This is a genomic window from Kushneria aurantia DSM 21353 (assembly GCF_000382245.1).
Classification (GTDB): Bacteria; Pseudomonadota; Gammaproteobacteria; order Pseudomonadales; family Halomonadaceae; genus Kushneria; species Kushneria aurantia.
This window is the reverse complement of the sequence record NZ_KB907865.1, coordinates 127,508-145,448: the sequence shown is the minus strand read 5'-3', so window position 1 is coordinate 145,448 and position 17,941 is coordinate 127,508. Positions and strand designations below refer to the sequence as shown.

The 17,941-nt window shown below is 64.7% G+C and carries 13 protein-coding genes; 1 reads left to right on the top strand and 12 read right to left on the bottom strand.

What is annotated here, in order from left to right; all coding sequences use genetic code 11:
- Nucleotides 1-116: 116 nt before the first annotated feature.
- From H146_RS0104725 to H146_RS0104670, 12 genes are all read right to left on the bottom strand, one after another.
- Complete coding sequence (locus tag H146_RS0104725) at nucleotides 117-2,681, bottom strand: heavy metal translocating P-type ATPase (RefSeq protein ID WP_019950713.1); 2,565 nt, start codon at nucleotides 2,679-2,681, stop codon at nucleotides 117-119.
- A complete protein-coding gene (locus tag H146_RS0104720; RefSeq protein ID WP_019950712.1) occupies nucleotides 2,668-3,114 on the bottom strand; it encodes a MerR family transcriptional regulator in 447 nt (148 codons plus the stop codon). Before H146_RS0104720 ends, H146_RS0104725 begins: the two co-directional genes overlap by 14 nt.
- Before the next feature lie 144 nt (nucleotides 3,115-3,258).
- On the bottom strand, nucleotides 3,259-4,383 hold the full coding sequence (locus H146_RS0104715) for a porin (protein WP_019950711.1): 1,125 nt from the start codon (nucleotides 4,381-4,383) through the stop codon (nucleotides 3,259-3,261).
- Between the two features lie 158 nt (nucleotides 4,384-4,541).
- Nucleotides 4,542-4,838 (bottom strand): EF-hand domain-containing protein, encoded by a 297-nt coding sequence (locus H146_RS18435; protein ID WP_019950710.1) that lies wholly within the window; start codon nucleotides 4,836-4,838, stop codon nucleotides 4,542-4,544.
- A 176-nt stretch (nucleotides 4,839-5,014) separates the two neighbouring features.
- Nucleotides 5,015-6,619: an ABC transporter ATP-binding protein gene (locus H146_RS0104705; protein WP_019950709.1), complete on the bottom strand. Its 1,605-nt coding sequence runs from the start codon at nucleotides 6,617-6,619 to the stop codon at nucleotides 5,015-5,017.
- Nucleotides 6,620-6,628: 9 nt separating this feature from the next.
- Nucleotides 6,629-7,564 (bottom strand): ABC transporter permease subunit, encoded by a 936-nt coding sequence (locus H146_RS0104700; RefSeq protein ID WP_019950708.1) that lies wholly within the window; start codon nucleotides 7,562-7,564, stop codon nucleotides 6,629-6,631.
- A gap of 12 nt (nucleotides 7,565-7,576) precedes the next feature.
- A complete protein-coding gene (gene oppB / locus H146_RS0104695; RefSeq protein ID WP_019950707.1) occupies nucleotides 7,577-8,506 on the bottom strand; it encodes an oligopeptide ABC transporter permease OppB in 930 nt (309 codons plus the stop codon).
- A gap of 48 nt (nucleotides 8,507-8,554) precedes the next feature.
- Nucleotides 8,555-10,141 (bottom strand): peptide ABC transporter substrate-binding protein, encoded by a 1,587-nt coding sequence (locus H146_RS0104690; RefSeq protein ID WP_019950706.1) that lies wholly within the window; start codon nucleotides 10,139-10,141, stop codon nucleotides 8,555-8,557.
- Between the two features lie 47 nt (nucleotides 10,142-10,188).
- Nucleotides 10,189-11,772 carry a peptide ABC transporter substrate-binding protein gene (locus H146_RS0104685; protein WP_019950705.1) on the bottom strand — a complete coding sequence of 528 codons (1,584 nt, stop codon included), beginning with the start codon at nucleotides 11,770-11,772 and terminating at the stop codon, nucleotides 10,189-10,191.
- 67 nt (nucleotides 11,773-11,839) lie between these two features.
- On the bottom strand, nucleotides 11,840-13,435 hold the full coding sequence (locus tag H146_RS0104680; protein ID WP_019950704.1) for a peptide ABC transporter substrate-binding protein: 1,596 nt from the start codon (nucleotides 13,433-13,435) through the stop codon (nucleotides 11,840-11,842).
- 261 nt (nucleotides 13,436-13,696) lie between these two features.
- Nucleotides 13,697-14,863: a GGDEF domain-containing protein gene (locus H146_RS18430; protein ID WP_019950703.1), complete on the bottom strand. Its 1,167-nt coding sequence runs from the start codon at nucleotides 14,861-14,863 to the stop codon at nucleotides 13,697-13,699.
- Between the two features lie 199 nt (nucleotides 14,864-15,062).
- The gene (locus tag H146_RS0104670) at nucleotides 15,063-16,643 is read right to left on the bottom strand and encodes a peptide ABC transporter substrate-binding protein (RefSeq protein WP_019950702.1); all 1,581 of its coding nucleotides are present in this window, start codon (nucleotides 16,641-16,643) and stop codon (nucleotides 15,063-15,065) included.
- A gap of 185 nt (nucleotides 16,644-16,828) precedes the next feature.
- Between H146_RS0104670 and prfB the strand changes: the two genes are divergently transcribed.
- Nucleotides 16,829-17,927 (top strand): peptide chain release factor 2 gene (gene prfB / locus H146_RS0104660; protein ID WP_156826692.1). Its coding sequence is split into 2 segments (ribosomal slippage): nucleotides 16,829-16,903 and nucleotides 16,905-17,927, totalling 1,098 coding nucleotides; the frame shifts between segments, so codons are not numbered across the junction.
- Nucleotides 17,928-17,941: the final 14 nt, after the last annotated feature.

The window sequence follows — 17,941 nt, the reverse complement described above, 5'->3', positions numbered from 1 at the left end:
TTTGACACTGCCGGGTATTAGCCGAAACCACCAGGCAATGGCGGCTATCATGGCCAGGCCGGCCAGATTGATCAGTATATTCATGCGCTTGCCTCCTGATGTTGGCCAGCGGACGATCAGCTCTCGCGGTGCGGCTGCGGCGCGCCGCCGGGCGTAAAGTGGCGCAGACGGCTGGCGTTGGTCACCACCGTCACCGACGAGGCGGCCATGGCCAGCGCCGCCACCATCGGCGAGAGCAGGGCGCCGGTCAGCGGGTAGAGCACCCCGGCGGCGACCGGTATCCCCAGACTGTTGTAGGCAAAGGCGCCCCACAGGTTTTGCTTGATATTGCCGATGGTGGCGCGGCTGATCTCGATGGCATCCGCCACGCCGTGCAGCGAGTCGCGCATCAGCGCCACGCCGGCGGACTCGATCGCCACGTCGCTGCCGGCGCCCATGGCAAAGCCGACATCCGCTGCCGCCAGCGCCGGGGCGTCGTTGATGCCGTCGCCGGCCATGCCGACGATATGCCCCTCGCGCCTGAGCCGTTCGACGTGATCGTGCTTGTCGCCGGGCAGCAGGCCGGCGTGCACCTCGTCGATGCCCGCTTCCCGGGCGATGGCGCGTGCCGGTGCCTCGGCATCGCCGGTCAGCATCACCACCCGCACGCCGCGTTCGTGCAGCCGGGCGATAGCCGTGGCGGCATCGTCGCGCAGCGGATCGCGCACCGCCAGCAGTTCGACCGGCTGACCGTCGACGGCGAAGTGGAGCACGCTTTTGGCGTCGCGCTGCCACGCCTCGATCTGCTCCCCGGTGGCGGCGAGATCGACGCCCTCACGCTGCATCAGCGCCGCATTTCCCAGCGCCAGGCGTTCACCGTTCGGGCCACTGGCGGTCACCCCCAGTCCTGACAGCGCTTCGAAGTCGCGCACCTTCGCCGGCTCGGCGCCCGCCTCGCGGCAGTGGGCCAGCAGCGCCGCAGCGAGCGGATGTTCGGAGCCGCTCTCCAGTCCGGCGAGCAGGGCGAGGCGATCGTTACGGTCATCGAGGGTGAGGCTGTCGGTGACGCGCGGACGCCCCTCGGTGAGGGTGCCGGTCTTGTCGACCACCAGTGCGGTCAGCTCACCGATGCGCTGCAGCGACTCGCCGTGACGGATCAGTACCCCGCAGCGGGCGGCGCGGCCGACGCCGATCATGGTCGAGATTGGCGTGGCCAGTCCCAGCGCGCAGGGGCAGGCGATAATCAGCACCGAGGTGGCCGTCACCAGCATGTGGGTCAGGCGCGGCTCGGGGCCGAAATTGAACCAGATCAGTGCGGTGAGGACCGCGGCGATCATCACCGCCGGCACGAAGATGCTGGCGACCCGATCGGCCAGATGGCTGATCGGCGGCTTCGAGCCCTGGGCGCGACGCACCTGCTCGATAATGCGCGCAAGGCCGGTATCGCGACCCACCCGGATGGCACCCAGTACCAGGCTGCCGCGGGTGTTGAGGGTGCCGGCGCTGACCCTGTCGCCCACGCCGCGCGCGACCGGCTGCGGTTCGCCGGTAAGCATCGACTCGTCGATATGGCTCTGCCCCTCGACGACCTCGCCATCCACCGGTACACGCTCGCCGGGGCGCAGCCGCAGGCGGTCACCGCTGACCACCTCATCGATAGCGATATCGAACTCGCGTCCGTCGCGGATGACCCGGGCGCTGTCGGCGCGCAGCGACAGCAGCTGCGACAGCGCTTTCGAAGTGCGCCCGCGCGAACGCGTCTCGATCGCCTGACCGAGGCTCACAAGGCCGATGATCATCAGCGGCGCCTCCAGATAGAGCGAGCGCGCCGCTTCCGGTACCAGCGTCGGAAACAGCGCCACCGCCATCGAGTAGCCCCAGGCTGTGGCGGTACCGATCGCCACCAGCAGATCCATGTTGGCCATGCGGTGGCGTACCGCCTTCCAGGCGGCGTCATAAAAGCCGCGCCCGGCGACGGCCATCACGCCCAGCACGCCAAGCCCCAGCACGACCCAGACCCAGCGTTCGCCGCCGGCCAACTGCGGGTGGTGGAAAAACATCAGTGCCATCAGCACCACGCCGGGGATCAGCGCCACTGCGCTGTCGCGCACCTTGCGCCGGTACGCCTGCTGTTCCAGCTGTTCGCGGCGCCGCTCGCCCTGCTCGACGCTTTCGATTACCTCGGCGCCGTAGCCGGCGTTCTCCACTGCCCGAACCAGGGTGTCGCTTGCCACATCACCCTCGATCCTGGCACTGCGGGTGGCGAAGTTGACGTCGGCCTCACGCACTCCCGCGACGCTCGCCAGCGCCTGCTGAATGGTGCGCACGCAGCCGGCACAGGTAATGCCCGAAAGCTGCAGTTCGACGGCCTCGCCGCTGGCCGCCGGGGCATCCGAAGGTGACGACGCGACGCGAGCGGACGACGAGTGCGAGGCGTTATCGCGCGGGGGCGCTTCCACTTCGGACTGCGGATCGGGCGCGACGTGCGGCGTGCCTGCCTCCTGCGGGTGAGCGCTGTAACCGGCGCCTTCGACCGCCGCGATGACGTCATCTTCAGCGGCGTCGGTAGTGATCGTCAGCTGCTCGGTATCCAGCGCGATGGCCGCCTCGGGGTCGAGCGCCTCCAGCGCGGCTCGGGTGCGCTTGACGCAGCCGCCGCAGTGCAGCCCTTCGAGGCGATAGTGCTGTTCAGTCATGCTCATGGCGTTTACCTCCATGGTCACGCCCATGGTCGTCGTTCCAGTGCTCGATCAGCCGGCAGAGGGTATGGCCGTCCGGGGCGCCGTCGGGCATATCGGCCCAGACGCCAAGCGCCTGCTCCATGCGGTCGGCCAGCTGTTCGAGCTCGCGGATCTGCGCGCGCACCTGCGGCAGGCGGGCGCGCAGCAGGTCGCGCACCATGGGGCAGGGCGAGTCGCCGTGGTCGGTATGGTCGAGAATCTCGCCGATCTCGCGCAGGCTGAAGCCCAGCGTGCGGGCGCGTTGAATAAAGCGCAGCCGCCGCAGCGCCTCGTCATCGAAGAGCTGATAGCCGTTGTTGGGGTCGCGCCCGGCGTGAATCAGCCCCTGGTGGACATAGTGGCGCACGGTTTCATGGGTAACCGCTGCTGCGTTGGCCAGTTCACCGATCTTCATTGCCGTTCCTGTCGCTGTCGTCATGTCAGGCAGCATAAAACCCAGGGGTAGCCCCGGGGTCAATACTTTACGGTATCGCTGAGTGGCATAAAAAAGCCCCGCCTGGAGGCGGGGCAAAAAGCCAGCGAAGGAAATAGCGCCGGGTCAGAAGTTGTAGCGCACCATCAGCTTGGTGTCGTTGTTACCGACATCGTCACCGCTGGCGTTTTGGGAGTCATCCAGGCTGTATTCCGCCGACAGGATCAGATCATCGTCCAGCAAAAGCCACGCGATACCCGCCAGGTAGAAGCCGTTACGGGCGTCCGAATCCTGGTCTTGCAGGCGGTTGAAACCGGTGTAGAGCTGCACCGTGCCCGGCGTCTGGTCGAGGAGGTTGTAGAGTGCCACGCCCTCGTAGCCGCGTGCCTCGTCGATGAGGCCGTTGTTGCCTTCGACACCCTGGAAGTCGCCGTCGAACACCAGATTATGGTAGCTGCCGCCGGTAAGTGCGAAGTACCAGTTACCCGGCGTCCAGTTGACTGCCATCAATCCGGAATTGACGTCGATATCCTTGCCATTGCCGCCGGCGTCACGGGTTGTCTCCAGCTTGCTGGTACTCCAGGTACCGCCAACCTGAAAATCTTCAGTAAAGTGGTAGATAGCAGCGCCCTGGAAAGTATATTGCCGCTCAAGCCGGCTGATGCCGCCGAAGTCGCCGGGAGCGGAAATATCGTCGCCGGAAGTCTGGTAAAGCAGACCGGTGTCCCACTTACCCCAGTCCTTGCGCCATGAAATGGCATTATCCGGTCGACCCAGCCCCTGAAGCGCGCCATCCGAGGTACCGCCACCGTTGAAGCTGCCCTGGGCGGTGGCGCCATTGATCCAGAAATAGTCGGTCCACCAGGCGACCATGTCATACCACATCGAATACTGCTTGCCGATCAGGAAGGTGCCGTAGTCGGGATTGCTGACACCGGCATAGAGCAGGCGTTTGTAGTGCGCATCGGTGCCGTTCTCATAGAAGGGATCGAAACCCCACTCGGCGCGTGCAATGGTCGACCAGCCATCCTCCAGGTTGTACTCATGAATGAGCCTGACACGCGAACCGGCGTTTTTGGGATCGGTATCGTTATCGGCGCCGTTTTCGAAGGTGCTGTAGGCGGCGATACGACCGCTCAGTTCGAGCCTTGCGTCGGTGGTTTCGTAGAGCGTTACGGCAGTAGCTGCCGGGCTGAGAGCGGTGGCGCCAAGCAGCCCCGAGACAATAGAGATTCTTTTGATTGTGGACATTTCGTTTCCAGCCAGATGTTGTAATTTGTCGGCAATTTGCTTTTAAAAGCCGTTATGCGGGAAAAACCGGCCTGTAACGCTGCCAAATAAGCAGCGAAAAAGGAGTTCATTAATGCAAGTAGGTGCAACGGGTATCCGGTTACACTTATTTGCTGTGCTTAACGGGCTTCCATGCTGTTGGCATATTCCTGCAGAGAAATCTGCCGGTCCGAATTAGTATCGATCAAGCCGAAGTTTCCGATAAGATCGGCCGAGGCGGAGGCTTCGGTAGGATCGATATAGCCGTTGCCATCGCTGTCGATGCGATTGAAATCGGCAACGACCTGTGGCGGCAGTGAGTTTTCCAGCTTGCCGCGCTCGAAACTGCCCTCGCCATCGCCGAAAGGCAGTTGCGTACAGCCACCAAGACCGCCCAGAAGGGTCAGGCCAAATGCCAGAGTTGCTTTTGTTTTCATGAAACGCTTGCTCCCTTTGTGGTTAAAACGGGGTGGTACCCCTTCAACGACCGGCCGACAGGAAAGCGCTTTATGACGCTGATGACGGCGGCCGATGCTCTTTCCCCGTGGCGTACACGGGTGCTTGCACGCCACGCGAGGTTGCTATGGAGGCCTCTTTTGGGCCTCGCTTGTTGCTATGCGGCTCTGTCGTCGTTGAGAAACGCCGCCTCCAGCAGCGTCTTCGTGTATGTCTTGCGAGGATGGGCGAAAATCTCCTCGGCGCTGCCCTGCTCGACGATCTGCCCCTCCTTCATCACCAGCACGGTATCGGCCAGCGCACGTACCACGGCAAGGTCGTGACTGATGAACAGATAGGTGAGGTCGTACTTCTGCTGTAGATCGCGCAGCAGTTTGATCACGGTCATCTGCACCGAGCGGTCGAGCGCCGAGGTGGGCTCGTCGAGCAGCAGGAAGTCGGGCTTGAGCACCAGCGCACGGGCGATAGCGATACGCTGGCGCTGGCCGCCGGAGAACTCGTGCGGGTAGCGCTTGCGCATCAGGGGGTCGAGCGCCACCTCCTGCAGCGACTCGATCACGCGCTGTTCACGCTCGCGGCGGTTCAGTTCCGGGAAGTGCACGCGCAGCCCTTCGCTGATGATCTCGCCAACGGTCAGACGCGGCGACAGCGAGCCGAAGGGGTCCTGAAAGACCACCTGCATGCGCGAGCGCAGCGGTCGCATCTGCGATTTATCGAAGCCACTGATGTCGGTGTCCTCGAAGCGCAGCTGCCCTTCGCTCTTGAGCAGGCGCAGCAGGGCCCGCCCCAGCGTCGATTTGCCGGAGCCCGATTCGCCGACGATACCAACGGTCTGACCACGGCGCACATCGAGGCTGATGCCGCGCACCGCCTCGAACTTTTCATCCTTGCCGAACAGGCGCCTTTTGGTGGTGAAACGCACGTGCACGTCACCGGCCTGCAGCAGCAGCGGGGCGCTGTCGGCGACCGCTGCCTTGCGGCCACTGGGCTCGGCGTCGAGCAGCATGCGGGTGTAGTCGTGGCGGGGGTTGGCGAATACCTCGGCGGTGGTGCCGCTCTCGACCAGCTCCCCCTGGCGCATCACGCAGACCCGTTCGGCGAACTGGCGCACCAGCCCCAGGTCGTGGGTGATGAACAAAATCGCCATGCCGTAGCGTTTTTGCAGATCGGCCAGCAGGTCGAGAATCTGCGCCTGAACGGTGACGTCCAGCGCCGTGGTGGGCTCGTCGGCGATCAGCAGGCGCGGCTCGCAGGCCAGCGCCATGGCGATCATGACGCGCTGGCGCTGGCCGCCGGAGAGCTCGTGGGGGTAGCTGGCAATACGCTTTTCGGGCTCGGGAATCCCCACCTGAGCGAGCAGCTCCAGCGCCCGCGAGCGCGCTGCGCCGCTGTCCATATGGCGGTGTTTTTTCAACACCTCGGTGATCTGGCGGCCGATGCGATGCAGCGGATTGAGCGAGGTCATCGGTTCCTGAAAGATCATCGAGATATCGTTGCCGCGTAGCTTGCGGATGCGCGAATGGGACACCTCGACCAGGTTTTCGCCGTCAAAGCGGATGGCCCCGGAGACTTTTGCCATCTCCGGCAGCAGCCGCATCAGGGCGGTGGAGGTCACCGACTTGCCGGAGCCCGACTCGCCCACCAGCGCCAGCGTCTCGTTCTCGGCAATGGTGAAGCTCACCCCCTTGACCGCCGAGACGGTGCCGGTGGGCAGTTCGAAGTCCACCTGCAGATTGTCGACTTCCAGTAGCGTATTCGACATGAAAGCCTCCTAGCGAGTACGGGGGTCGAGGGCATCACGCAGCCCATCGCCGAGGAAATTGAGACAGAACAGCGTCACCGCGAGGAAAGACGCCGGTACGATCAGCATCCAGGGCGCCCCCTGCATGTTGGAGGTGCCTTCGCTGATCAGTACGCCCCAGCTGGTCAGCGGCTCCTGCACCCCCAGGCCGAGGAAGGAGAGGAAACTCTCCAGCAGAATCACCTTGGGCACCGTCAGGGTGACGTAGATGATCACCGGGCCGATCGAGTTGGGGATCAGGTGGCGCACCACAATGGTCCTGTCCTTGACGCCCAGCGCGTGGGAGGCCTCGATAAACTCGCGGCGCTTGAGCGACAGCGTCTGGCCGCGCACGATACGCGCCATGTCGAGCCACTCCACCGCGCCGATGGCGGCGTAGATCAGCAGGATATTGCGCCCCAGTACCACCATCAAAAGGATCACCAGGAACATGAAGGGCAGCGAGTACATGATGTCGACAAAACGCATCATCAGGTTGTCGACGCGCCCGCCCATGTAGCCGGCAATCGCCCCGTAGAGCACGCCGATCACCAGGCTGACGAGGGTGGCAACCAGCGCCACCGACAGCGAGATACGCCCGCCGTAGAGGGTGCGGGTGAGCAGGTCGCGGCCGTTGGCATCGGTGCCCAGCAGGTGAAAGCCCTCCAGTGTCGGTGCCACGCCGAAGGCGTTCCAGTCGACCTCGGCCAGCCCCCAGGGCAACAGCCAGGGCCCCACCACGCAGATCAGTGTCATCAGCGCCAGCACGATCAGACTGGCCATCGCCGCGTGGTTGTGGCGCAGCCGGCGCCAGGCTTCGCGTCCCAGGCTCTCGCCCTTGACCGGTGCCTGTGGCGGATTGGGCCCCTCGCCGCCGACGTGGTCGGGACGCCGGTCTTCGCAGGTAGCGTTATGAGAAGAGGTCATGGCGTACTCCGATCAGTCGTCGTCATAGCGAATCTGGGGGTCGAACAGCGAGTAGAGCAGGTCGACGATCAGGTTCATCAACACGATCAGCACGCCATAGAACACCACCGTGCCCATCACCAGGGTGTAATCGCGGTTGAGCGCGCCCTGCACGAAGTAGCGGCCGATGCCGGGCAGGCCGAAGATCTGCTCGATCACCACCGAGCCGGTGATGATGCCGGCAATCGCCGGCCCCAGATAGGAGAGCACCGGCAGCATCGCCGGGCGCAGGGCGTGACGCAGGATGACTTCACGCTCGCTGAGGCCCTTGGCGCGGGCGGTGCGAATGAAGTGGCTGCCCAGCACCTCGATCATCGAGGCGCGCATCATGCGGGCGATATAGGCGATCTGCTGGATCGCCAGAGCGATCACCGGCAGCACCAGATTGGGCAGCGCGCCGCCGTTCCAGCCGCCCACCGGCAGCCAGCCGAGGATGACGCCGAAAAAGAGCGCCATCAGCGGCGCAATGACGAAGTTGGGCACCGCGATACCGCCCAGCGCCACCCCCATCAGGCTGTAGTCGAGCGCCGAGTTGCGTCTGAGCGCCGCCATCACGCCCATGGGAATGCCCAGCAGCAGCGCCAGCGCGATCGCCAGCGCGCCCAGTTCGAGGCTGACCGGGAAGCCCTGCATGATCAGTTCGGTGACCGAGAAGTCCTTGTACTTGAACGACGGCCCGAAATCGCCCTGCACCAGGTTGCCCATGTAGCGCAGGTACTGCATCCACAGGGGTTCATCGAGGTGATAGGCGGCCATCAGGTTGGCCTCGATCTCCGGCGGCAGCTGGCGTTCGCCGTCGAAGGGGCCACCGGGGGCTACCCGCATCAGAAAAAACGACACCGTGATGACGATCAGCAGGGTCGGCACCGCCATGGCGAGGCGTTTGGCGATATAGTTCAGCATGACGGGCGTTCCCGACGCGAAAGGCGTTTGGTCGATTCGGGCATGGGGTTACTCCTCGATACTGACGTAGCGCAGCGGATGAACGTTCATCGGCGTGGGATGCCAGCCGGAGACCCGCGGCGATACCAGCGCCGTATTGACGTAGTCGTAGAGTGGCAGCAGCGCATAGTCGTCAAGCAGCGTCTGCTGCGCCTGGGTGAGTACCCGGGCGCGCTCCTCGTCGTCGAGGATGCGGCTACTCTGTGTCACCAGTTCATCGTAGGCGGCATTGTGATAGCCGGTGCTGCGCGCCGCCGAACCGTCGGTGGCGTAGCTGCCAAGGAAGTCGTAGGGGTCGTTGATGGTGGCCACCATGCCGTAGCGGGCCAGTTCGAAGTTGCCTTCGTTGACCGCGGCGTAGTGGGTTGCCGCTTCGCTGTTGTTGAGCGTGATGTCGACGCCCAGTGGCTTCCACATCGCCGCCAGTGCCACCGCGATACGCTTGTGATCCTCGAGGGTGTTGTAGCGCAGCTCGACCTGCAGCGGGTTGCCAGGGCCGTAGCCGGCTGCCTGCATCAGTTCGCGAGCGCGTGCCATGCGCGCGTCCATCGACATGTCGGCAAACGCCATCTGGCCGCGGGTACCGCCTTCGGTGACGCGCGGCACCAGCCACGAGGAGGGGATCTGCCCCATGCCCAGCAGCTGTTCGGTGATCACCTCGCGGCGGGTCGCCAGGTTGAGCGCTTCGCGCACGCGAACGTCGCTGAAGGGGCTCTCCTCGCGCAGATTGAACATATAGAAGTATTCCGCCACGAAGGGGCTGACCCGCAGCGCCTCGGGCAGATTCTCCTGCACCCAGTCAAAGCGCTGTGACGGCACGCTGCTATAGCTGATGTCCAGTGAACCGGCGCGGTAGCGGTTGAGCGCCGAGTTGGCGTCCTCGATGGGGTAGAACACCGCTTCGTCGAGTGCGACGCTGTCGGCGGCGAAGTAGGCCGGGTTGCGGCTCAGCGTGATGTGGTCCTGGGGCACCCACTCGCTCAGCGAAAAGGGGCCGCTGACCGGCGTCCGGCCGGGGGCGATCCAGTTATCGGGATGTTCGCTGAGGTAGTGCTCGGGCAGCGGCGCCGCCTCGTTCATGGCCAGCGCCTGCATGAACCAGGCGGTAGGGCGTACGAGATGAATGCGCAGAGTGTGGTCATCGAGCGCCTCGACGCCGAGGGTCTCGGCCTGCGCCTCACCGCTGTTGATCGCCCGGGCCCCTTCGATCGGGTAGTAGAGATTGGCGTTATAGGCCGCCATGGCCGGTTGCAGCAGGCGGCGCAGGCTGAACACCGCATCCTCGGCGGTGATCGGTTCGCCGTCGGACCACTGTGCCTCTTCGCGCAGATGGAAGGTGAGGGTGGTACCGTCGTCGCTGATCTCCCAGCGTTCGGCCAGGCCCGGCACCAGCTCGCCCTGCGGGCCGTGGCTGACCAGGGTCTCGAACATCTCGCGGATGATGCGCGACTCCCAGGTGCCGCTGGACTGGTGCGGGTCGAGGGTGCCGGGCTCGGCGCCGTTGTCGATGCGCAGGGTGGCGGCCGAAAGGTCAAGGCTCTGTACGGCCAGGGCCATGACCCCCGCCGCGATAGTGAGTTTTTTGCTGTTAATCATGTCGAATCCGGTCCCTGTTACTCGCTGTCGGTTCGTTGCAAACGGGGTTACGGCGCTGCGTCGAGACTGATCCAGCGCGACAGATGGCGATTGATGGCGTTGTCGGCCCAGCCCTCGACCGTCGGGCTGACCAGGTTGCGCGCCGCATCGGAGAAGATCGGTGCCAGCGCGTAGTCGCCCAGCGCCACGCGCTCGGCCTGTTCCAGCAGTGCCTGGCGTGCCTCGGGGTCGCGCTCGCTGGCGGACTCGGCCATTAGCGCATCGAACTCGGCGCTGTCATAGTCGCCGTAGTTCTTGGCGCTGTCGGAAGTGAGGATGCCGAGAAAGTTGCTGGCGTCGTCGAAATCCGCCACCCAGCTGGCGCGGGCGACATCGAAATCGCCTTCGGCGAGGGCGGCGTAGTGCACGCTGGCCTCGGCATTGACCATCGCCACCTCGATGCCCAGCGGCCGCCACATGGCGGCGATGGCTACCGCGATGCGGCGATGGTCGTCGCGAGCGTTGTAGCGCAGTGCCAGCCGCAGTGGGTTGTCGGCGCCGTAGCCGGCAGCGGCGAGCAGGGTACGGGCACGCGCGAGCCGCGCCTGGCGGTCGGCGTCGAGGCCCGGCATGGTCTGACTCGTATAACCGCTGGTACCGGCCGGTACCAGCGCGTCGGTGGCAGTGACGGCGCCGCTCAGCACTTTATTGGCAATAATGTCGCGGTCGAGGGCCAGATTGAGTGCCTCGCGCACCCGCGGGTCGTCGGTGGGGTGGCCGGGGCGCGAATTGAGGGCGTAGTAGTAGGTGGCGAGCTGGTTGTGCAGATGCACGGCATCGCCGAGATGGTCGCGCAGCCATGCCAGCCGGTTGGCATCGAAGTCGCGCATGATCTCCAGTTCGCCGCTTTGAAAGCGCGCCAGCCCGCTGTTGAGATCTTCAACCGGATAGTAGTTGACGCCGTCGAGGGCGACGCCGTCGGCGGCGTGGAACCAGGGGTTCTTCACCGCCGCGAGATGGTCGTGAGAGGTCCAGCTGTGCGGCGTGAAGGCGCCGTTGGTGGCGATATGGTCGAGATCGGTCCAGTCGCTGCCGTATTCGCGCAGCAGATGTGCCGGCACCGGCGAGGCGACGATGTGCGCCATCAGCGTCGGCAGCCAGGGGGTGGGATGGGCGAGTTCGATCACCAGCCGGTGTTCGCCGTCGGCGCGCACGCCCAGGCTTTCCGGCGCTGCCTCGCCGGCGTTGATGGCGGCGCCGCCCCTGATGGGGTAGAGCAGGTTGGCATAGACCGACGCCGTGGCGGGGTCGAGCACGCGCTGGAAGGCGAGCACGAAATCCTCGGCGGTGACCGCTTCGCCGTCGGACCAGCGGGCGTTATCACGCAGCTCGAAGGTCCAGACGAGACCGTCGTCACTGACTGACCAGTCGCGCGCCACACCGGGACGATAGTCGCCTTCGGGGCCGAGCGTGACCAGCCCCTCGTAGAGATCACCCAGTACGTCGTTGTCGAGTACCGCACCGTTGACCCCGGCGGCGTCCAGTGAGGAGGGCTCGCCCTGAATGCCGATATCCAGCGTAGCGGCACTGGCCGCGAACGGCAGACACAGCAGCAGTGCCGCGACCGGGCCGCGAAGCTTGAAAGTCGTCATGGAGAGGACTCCCGAAAGTCAGCAGGAGAGAGCCCGCGGCCGCCACCGGCCGCGGACAGTGGCAGACTCAGTCGTCGAAGCTGACCCAGCGCGAGGGATGGTTGTCCTGGACATTATCTTCCCAGCCGCTGAGCGCCGGGTTGACCAGGTTGCGGCTGACGTAGAACAGCAGCGGAATCAGCGCGTAGTCATCCAGCGCGAGCTGTTCGGCCTGCTCCAGCACGGCCTCGCGGGCATCGGCGTCCTGGGTCTGCGCCGCCTTTTTCATCAGGGCGTCGAACTCGGGATTGGAGTAGGCGCCATAGTTGTTGCCCACGCCAGTTTCGAGCAGGGCGAGGAAGTTCTCGGCGTCGTTGTAGTCGGCGATCCAGCCGGCGCGGGCAACGTCGAAATCACCTTCGGCGATGCTCTGGTAGTGCACCGTGGCTTCCGAGTTGATCATCTCCACGTTGACGCCCAGCGGCCGCCACATGGCGGCGATCGCCACCGCGATGCGCTTGTGCTCCTCGCTGGAGTTGTAGCGCAGGCGCAGGTCGAGGGGATTGTTGGGGCCGTAGCCGGCCTGCTGCAGTAGCTCGCGGGCGCGTGCCATGCGAGCATCCATATCGCCGCCGGGCAGCGGCATCTGCTGCTGCTGGTAGTGGGCAACGCCGGGCGGTACGAAGGAGCGGGCGGCTTCGAAGGTGCCCTGCATCAGCTGCTGGGCGATGACGTCGCGGCGAACGGCGAGGTTGAGTGCCTCGCGCACCCGGACGTCGGTGGTGGGGTGGCCGTCGCGCTGGTTGAGAACGTAGTAGTAGCTGCCCAGGTATGGCGCCATATGGGTGGCGTCGGGCAGGTTCTCCTTGAGCCACTGATAGCGCTCCGAGGGGTATTCGCGCACGATATCCAGTTCGCCGGCGCGAAAGCGGGAGATAGCGGCGTTGCGATCCTCGGTGGTGTGGTAGGTCACGCCGTCGAGGGTGACGTCATCGGCGTCGTAATAGGTAGGGCTTTTCTCCACCTCAATGTAGGACTGCGACACCCAGTTGACCGGATGAAAGGCGCCGTTGGTGGCGATATGGTCGAGATTGACCCAGTCGCGGCCGTACTTTTCGAGCAGGTGCGCCGGCTGCGGATAGGCGGTGTAGTGGGCCAGCAGCTGCGGGAAATAGGGCGTTGAGCTTTCCAGCTCGACGCGCAGGGTGCGGCCGTTATCCAGCGATTCGACGCCCAGCGCCTCCAGCGGCATCTCGCCGGTATTGACCGCCTCGGCGTTGACGATCGGATAGAGCATATAGGCGTACTTGGAGGCGTTGGCGGGGTCGAGCAGGTGACGCCAGCCGACCACGAAATCCTCGGCGGTGACCGGTTCGCCGTCGGACCACTGCGCCCCTTCGCGCAGCTGGAAGGTGTAGGTTCTGCCGTCTTCCGACACGCTGTAGTCGGTTGCCATGCCCGGCAGCAGCTCGCCTTCCGGAGAGAGCTTCATCAGCCCCTCGTAAACGTCCCTCAGCACCTGGGACTCCCACACGCCGCCGGCGACCTGGGAGGTATCGAAGGAGGCGAGCTCGCCCATGACGCCGATATCAAGGGTCTCCGCGCTGGCGGAGTGGGAGGCGGTGGCCGCAGCCAGTGATAGGGCAAGCGCCAGTGCGCCGGAGCGCAGCTTCATTGCGGGCATAGCGGGTTCCTGCCTGTCTTGTTGACATTGTTTTAGGATTGCGGCCAGCGCAGCAGAGTGTGTTGAACCGGACCGCTTCGCTTTTGGCGAATGACAGGAAAAATTACCGATCCATTTCGAGGCTGTCCAGCATATGGCGCATTTTCTTGCGCATTTAAGTTTGAATTTAGTTGAATGCTGCCCCATGCCCGCTTTACTGTCCTCTCCCGGCGAATCGAGCGTGCCGGGAGAGGGCGTTTCGCACATCATCAGGGCATGGTGTCACTTGTCTGGCAACACATGGCGTGACGGAGCGTGACAGACCCGGTTACGCCCCTCGCGCTTGGCCCGGTAGAGGGCGTCGTCTGCGCTGCTGATCACGCTCTGGAGGCTGCGCGCGTCGTTGCGGGCTTCGGCCACACCGACGGAGGTGGTGATCGCGACGGTTTGACCGCCTGCCGGGAAGGGCGAGGCGGCGATCTGCTCGCGCAGACGCTGTGCTACCTGCAGGGCCTCGGCGAGATCGGTGCGGGGAAGCAGAACGAGGAATTCTTCACCCCCCCATCGCACAGCGATATCCTGCTGGCGCAGCACCGAGCGGATGCGAGCGGCGAAGGCCTGGATCACCTGATCCCCCGCGTCATGCCCCAGCGTATCGTTGACCGCCTTGAAGTGGTCGATGTCGCCGATCAGTACGCTGGCTACCGCGCCCGCGGCACGATCCCGGTCGAGCCGGCGCAGCACATGCTGCGCTCCTCTGCGGTTGGCCAGCCCGGTGAGCGGGTCGGTTTCCGCCTGCTGGCGCAGGGAGAGATTGGCGCGCTCGCAGGCCATGGCGATAAAGCTGAAGTAGACCAGAATGCTGGCGATGCGATCCGTCAACATCGCGGAATAGCTGCTGTTCTGCATCTCGGCAGAAATGAAGTTCAGCAGTACCAGGGTGCCGGTCACCGACAGGACGGCACAGTAGGCGGCGAACGCCAGCGCGACGACCCAGGGGGAGTAGAGCCGCTCGCGGGGCGGTCGCGCGATCTCCAGCACCGATAGCGCCGTCAGCAGGGCGCAGATAAGGCAGGTGAAGCCGATGGCAACATGAGTGGGAATGCCCGGCAACACCGTTGCGCCCAGAAGCAGTGGCGGCGAGCCTAGCACCAGCAGCAGGGCCGTCGGCGCTACGCGGCGGCGGTAAAAAACCCGCAGGCCGCTCAGCGAGAAGGCCAGGCTGGCGGTGTAGCATGTATTGATCAGCATGGCGATCGACAGCGGCGGTGGGGCGGGAGCGGGATACAAGGCCAGCAGCAGCGAGCCCAGCGTTGAGCTCACCAGTGCCGCCAGCCAGTGCCACAGATAGCTCTCGTCAGGCTGACTCAGTACTACCGCAATAAAGACGACCATAAAGGCGCCACGGCTGAGGCCGGCGTCCAGGATCAGTGCATCGATGTTTTCCATAGCGAGCCTCGCTATCGGGTCAGGGTGCCACCGAGGTTGGGTGCACCGATGAGACATCGAGACTTGATTCCTCGAATAGCCGGGTCTGCGGAGTTGCAGCCCGCTATTGCCATATCGACCGCAGGCCCTTGAAACTTTCGCCGTGCCGCTGGGCGTGCGACATATCGTCACTCCTCCTGGATGTCGCCCGCAGCGGCGCTTACTGCGCCATTTGGACCCAGCGCGACGGATGCATATCCAGGGCGTTATCTTCCCAGCCGGAGAGCGCCGGATCGACCAGGTTGCGCGCGCTGTAGATATAGATAGGTGCCAGCGGATAGTCGGCCAGCGCCATCGCCTCGGCGCGCTGCATCATGTCGCGGCGTGTGGCGGGGTCCTGTTCGCGGTCGGAGGCCGCCAGCAGCTGGTTGTAGTCGGCGTTGTCGTAGTCGCCGTAGTTGTTGTTGCCGTCGCTCGAAAGCAGCTGCAGGAAGTTCTGGGCATCGTCATAGCTGGAGATCCAGGCGGCGCGGGCCACTTCGAAATCGCCCTCCATCAGCTCGGCGTAGTGCACGTTGGCTTCGCTGGCGCGCATCTCGGTCTCCACGCCCAGCGGCTCCCACATGGCGGCTACGGCCACGGCGATGCGCTGATGCTCCTCGCTTGCGTTATAGCGCAAAGTCAGGTCGAGCGGGTTGTCGGGGCTGTAGCCGGCGGCCTGCATCAGCTCGCGGGCGCGCGCCATGCGCTCGTCCTGGCTGGCGTCGAGGCCCGGCTGCACTGCGGGGGTATAGTCGCTGACGCCGCCCGGCACCAGCGACTGCGCCGGGGTGACCGCGCCGTTCAGCAGTTGGTTGGCGATCACTTCGCGGCGGATCGCCAGCGACAGCGCCTCGCGCACTCGGGGGTCGGCGACCGGTGAGCCTTCGTCGAGGTTGAAGACGTAGTAGTAGCTGCCCAGCGACGGGGTGATGCGGGTCGCCTGCGGCAGGTTGTCGGAAAGCCACTGATAGCGCTCGGCCGGGTAGTCGCGCAGCACGTCCAGCTCGCCGGCACGAAAGCGCGAAATGCCGGCGTTCTTGTCCTCGATAGGGTAGAAGTTGACGCCGTCGAGGCTGACGTTGGCGGCGTCATGGAACTCGGGGTTTTTAACCGTTTCGATACGGGTATTGGCGACCCGGCTGACCGGTTTGAAGGCGCCGTTGACGACGATGTTCTGCGGTCGGCTCCAGGCCTCGCCGTGGGTCTCGAGGGCGTGCTCGGGCAGCGGGTAGCCAAACGGCAGAATCAGTGTCTTGAGGAAGTAGGCCGCCGGCTCGTTGAGGTGGATCACCAGCGTTTGGCCGTTATCGCGGCTCTCGACGCCGAGTTCCTCCAGCGCCATGTCGCCGGCGTTGATCTGCTCGGCGTTGACCACCGGGTAGAGGCGATGGGCGTAGTTGGAGGCGGTATTGGGGTCGAGCTGGTGGCGAAAGGCGAAAACGAAGTCCTCGGCGGTCAGCGGCTCCCCGTCGGACCAGTGCAGGTCGTCGCGCAGATGGAAGGTCCAGCTGCGGCCGTCATCACTGACCTCCCAGTCGCGCGCCGCGCCGGGAATTGTCCGGCCTTCGGCATCGACTGCGATCAGCCCCTCGAAGATATCGCGCAGCACGTCCTCCTCCCAGACGCCGCCGGTGATGCGCGACGGATCGAGGGAGGCGGGGTCGCCGCTGATGCCGACATCGAGCGTGGCAGCGGTGGCGAAGGGTGTGGCCAGGCTCAGGCCCAGTGCGGCAAGCAGAGAGGTAGTCCTTGTCATCATGTTGTCTCCGAAAATTCCCCTGAGTGTTTTGGTGCTGTGCGGCGTGGCATCCCGGTGGCGTGACGCCCGCGCCCGCTATTGGCTACAATAGCGCCCCTTTGCGCTTTCATGAAAAATTCACCTTCGTGAAAGGCCGGTTTTTTTCACGGGCCGCCGGCACAGGCGGCCCCGACACGAGTGAGCATATGCAGGAACACGCACCCATTCATCAGATCGTCAGGGACCTGTCCGAGCGGACAGACGTCCTGAGGGGGTATCTTTGACTACGCCGAGAAGAAGGATCGGCTGGAAGAGGTAACCCGCGAGCTGGAAAATCCCGATGTCTGGAATGACCCGGAGCACGCCCAGAAGCTCGGCCGCGAGCGCGCGCAGCTCGACGATATCATTACCACCCTGGACGGCCTGAGCAGCGGTCTGAACGACCAGCAGGAGCTTTTTGAGCTGGCGCACATGGAGGACGACGAGGAGACCATGGCGGAGATTCGCCGCGACCTCGATCGTTTCGATGCGCAGCTGCAAAAGCTCGAATTTCGCCGCATGTTCGCCGGCGAGATGGATCCCAACAACGCTTATCTGGATATCCAGGCCGGTTCCGGCGGCACCGAGGCGCAGGACTGGGCCAACATGCTGCTGCGCATGTATCTGCGCTGGTGCGAGCACCACGGCTTCAAAACCGAGCTGACCGAGGTGAGCGCCGGCGAGGTGGCCGGCATCAAGTCGGCGACGATCCATGTGCAGGGCGAGTACGCCTTTGGCTGGCTGCGCACCGAAACCGGCGTGCACCGGCTGGTGCGCAAGAGCCCGTTCGACTCCGGCGGCCGGCGTCATACCTCGTTTGCTTCGGTGTTTCTGTCGCCGGAGATCGACGACAGCTTCGAGGTCGAGATCAACCCCGCCGATCTGCGGGTCGACACCTACCGCTCCTCCGGCGCCGGCGGTCAGCACGTCAACACGACCGACTCGGCGGTGCGTATCACCCACGAGCCGAGCGGCATTGTGGTCTCCTGTCAGACCCAGCGCAGCCAGCACGCCAACCGCGACTTCGCCATGAAGCAGCTGCGCGCCAAGCTGTGGGAAGTGGAGATGCAGCGGCGCAACGCCGAGAAGCAGCAGGCCGAGGATTCCAAGTCGGACATCGGCTGGGGCAGCCAGATCCGCTCCTACGTGCTCGACGACCAGCGCATCAAGGACCTGCGCACCGGCGTGCAGACCAGCAACTGCGAGAAGGTGCTGGACGGCGAGCTGGATCCGTTTATCGAGGCCAGTCTCAAACAGGGGCTCTGATCGGGCCGACGGCA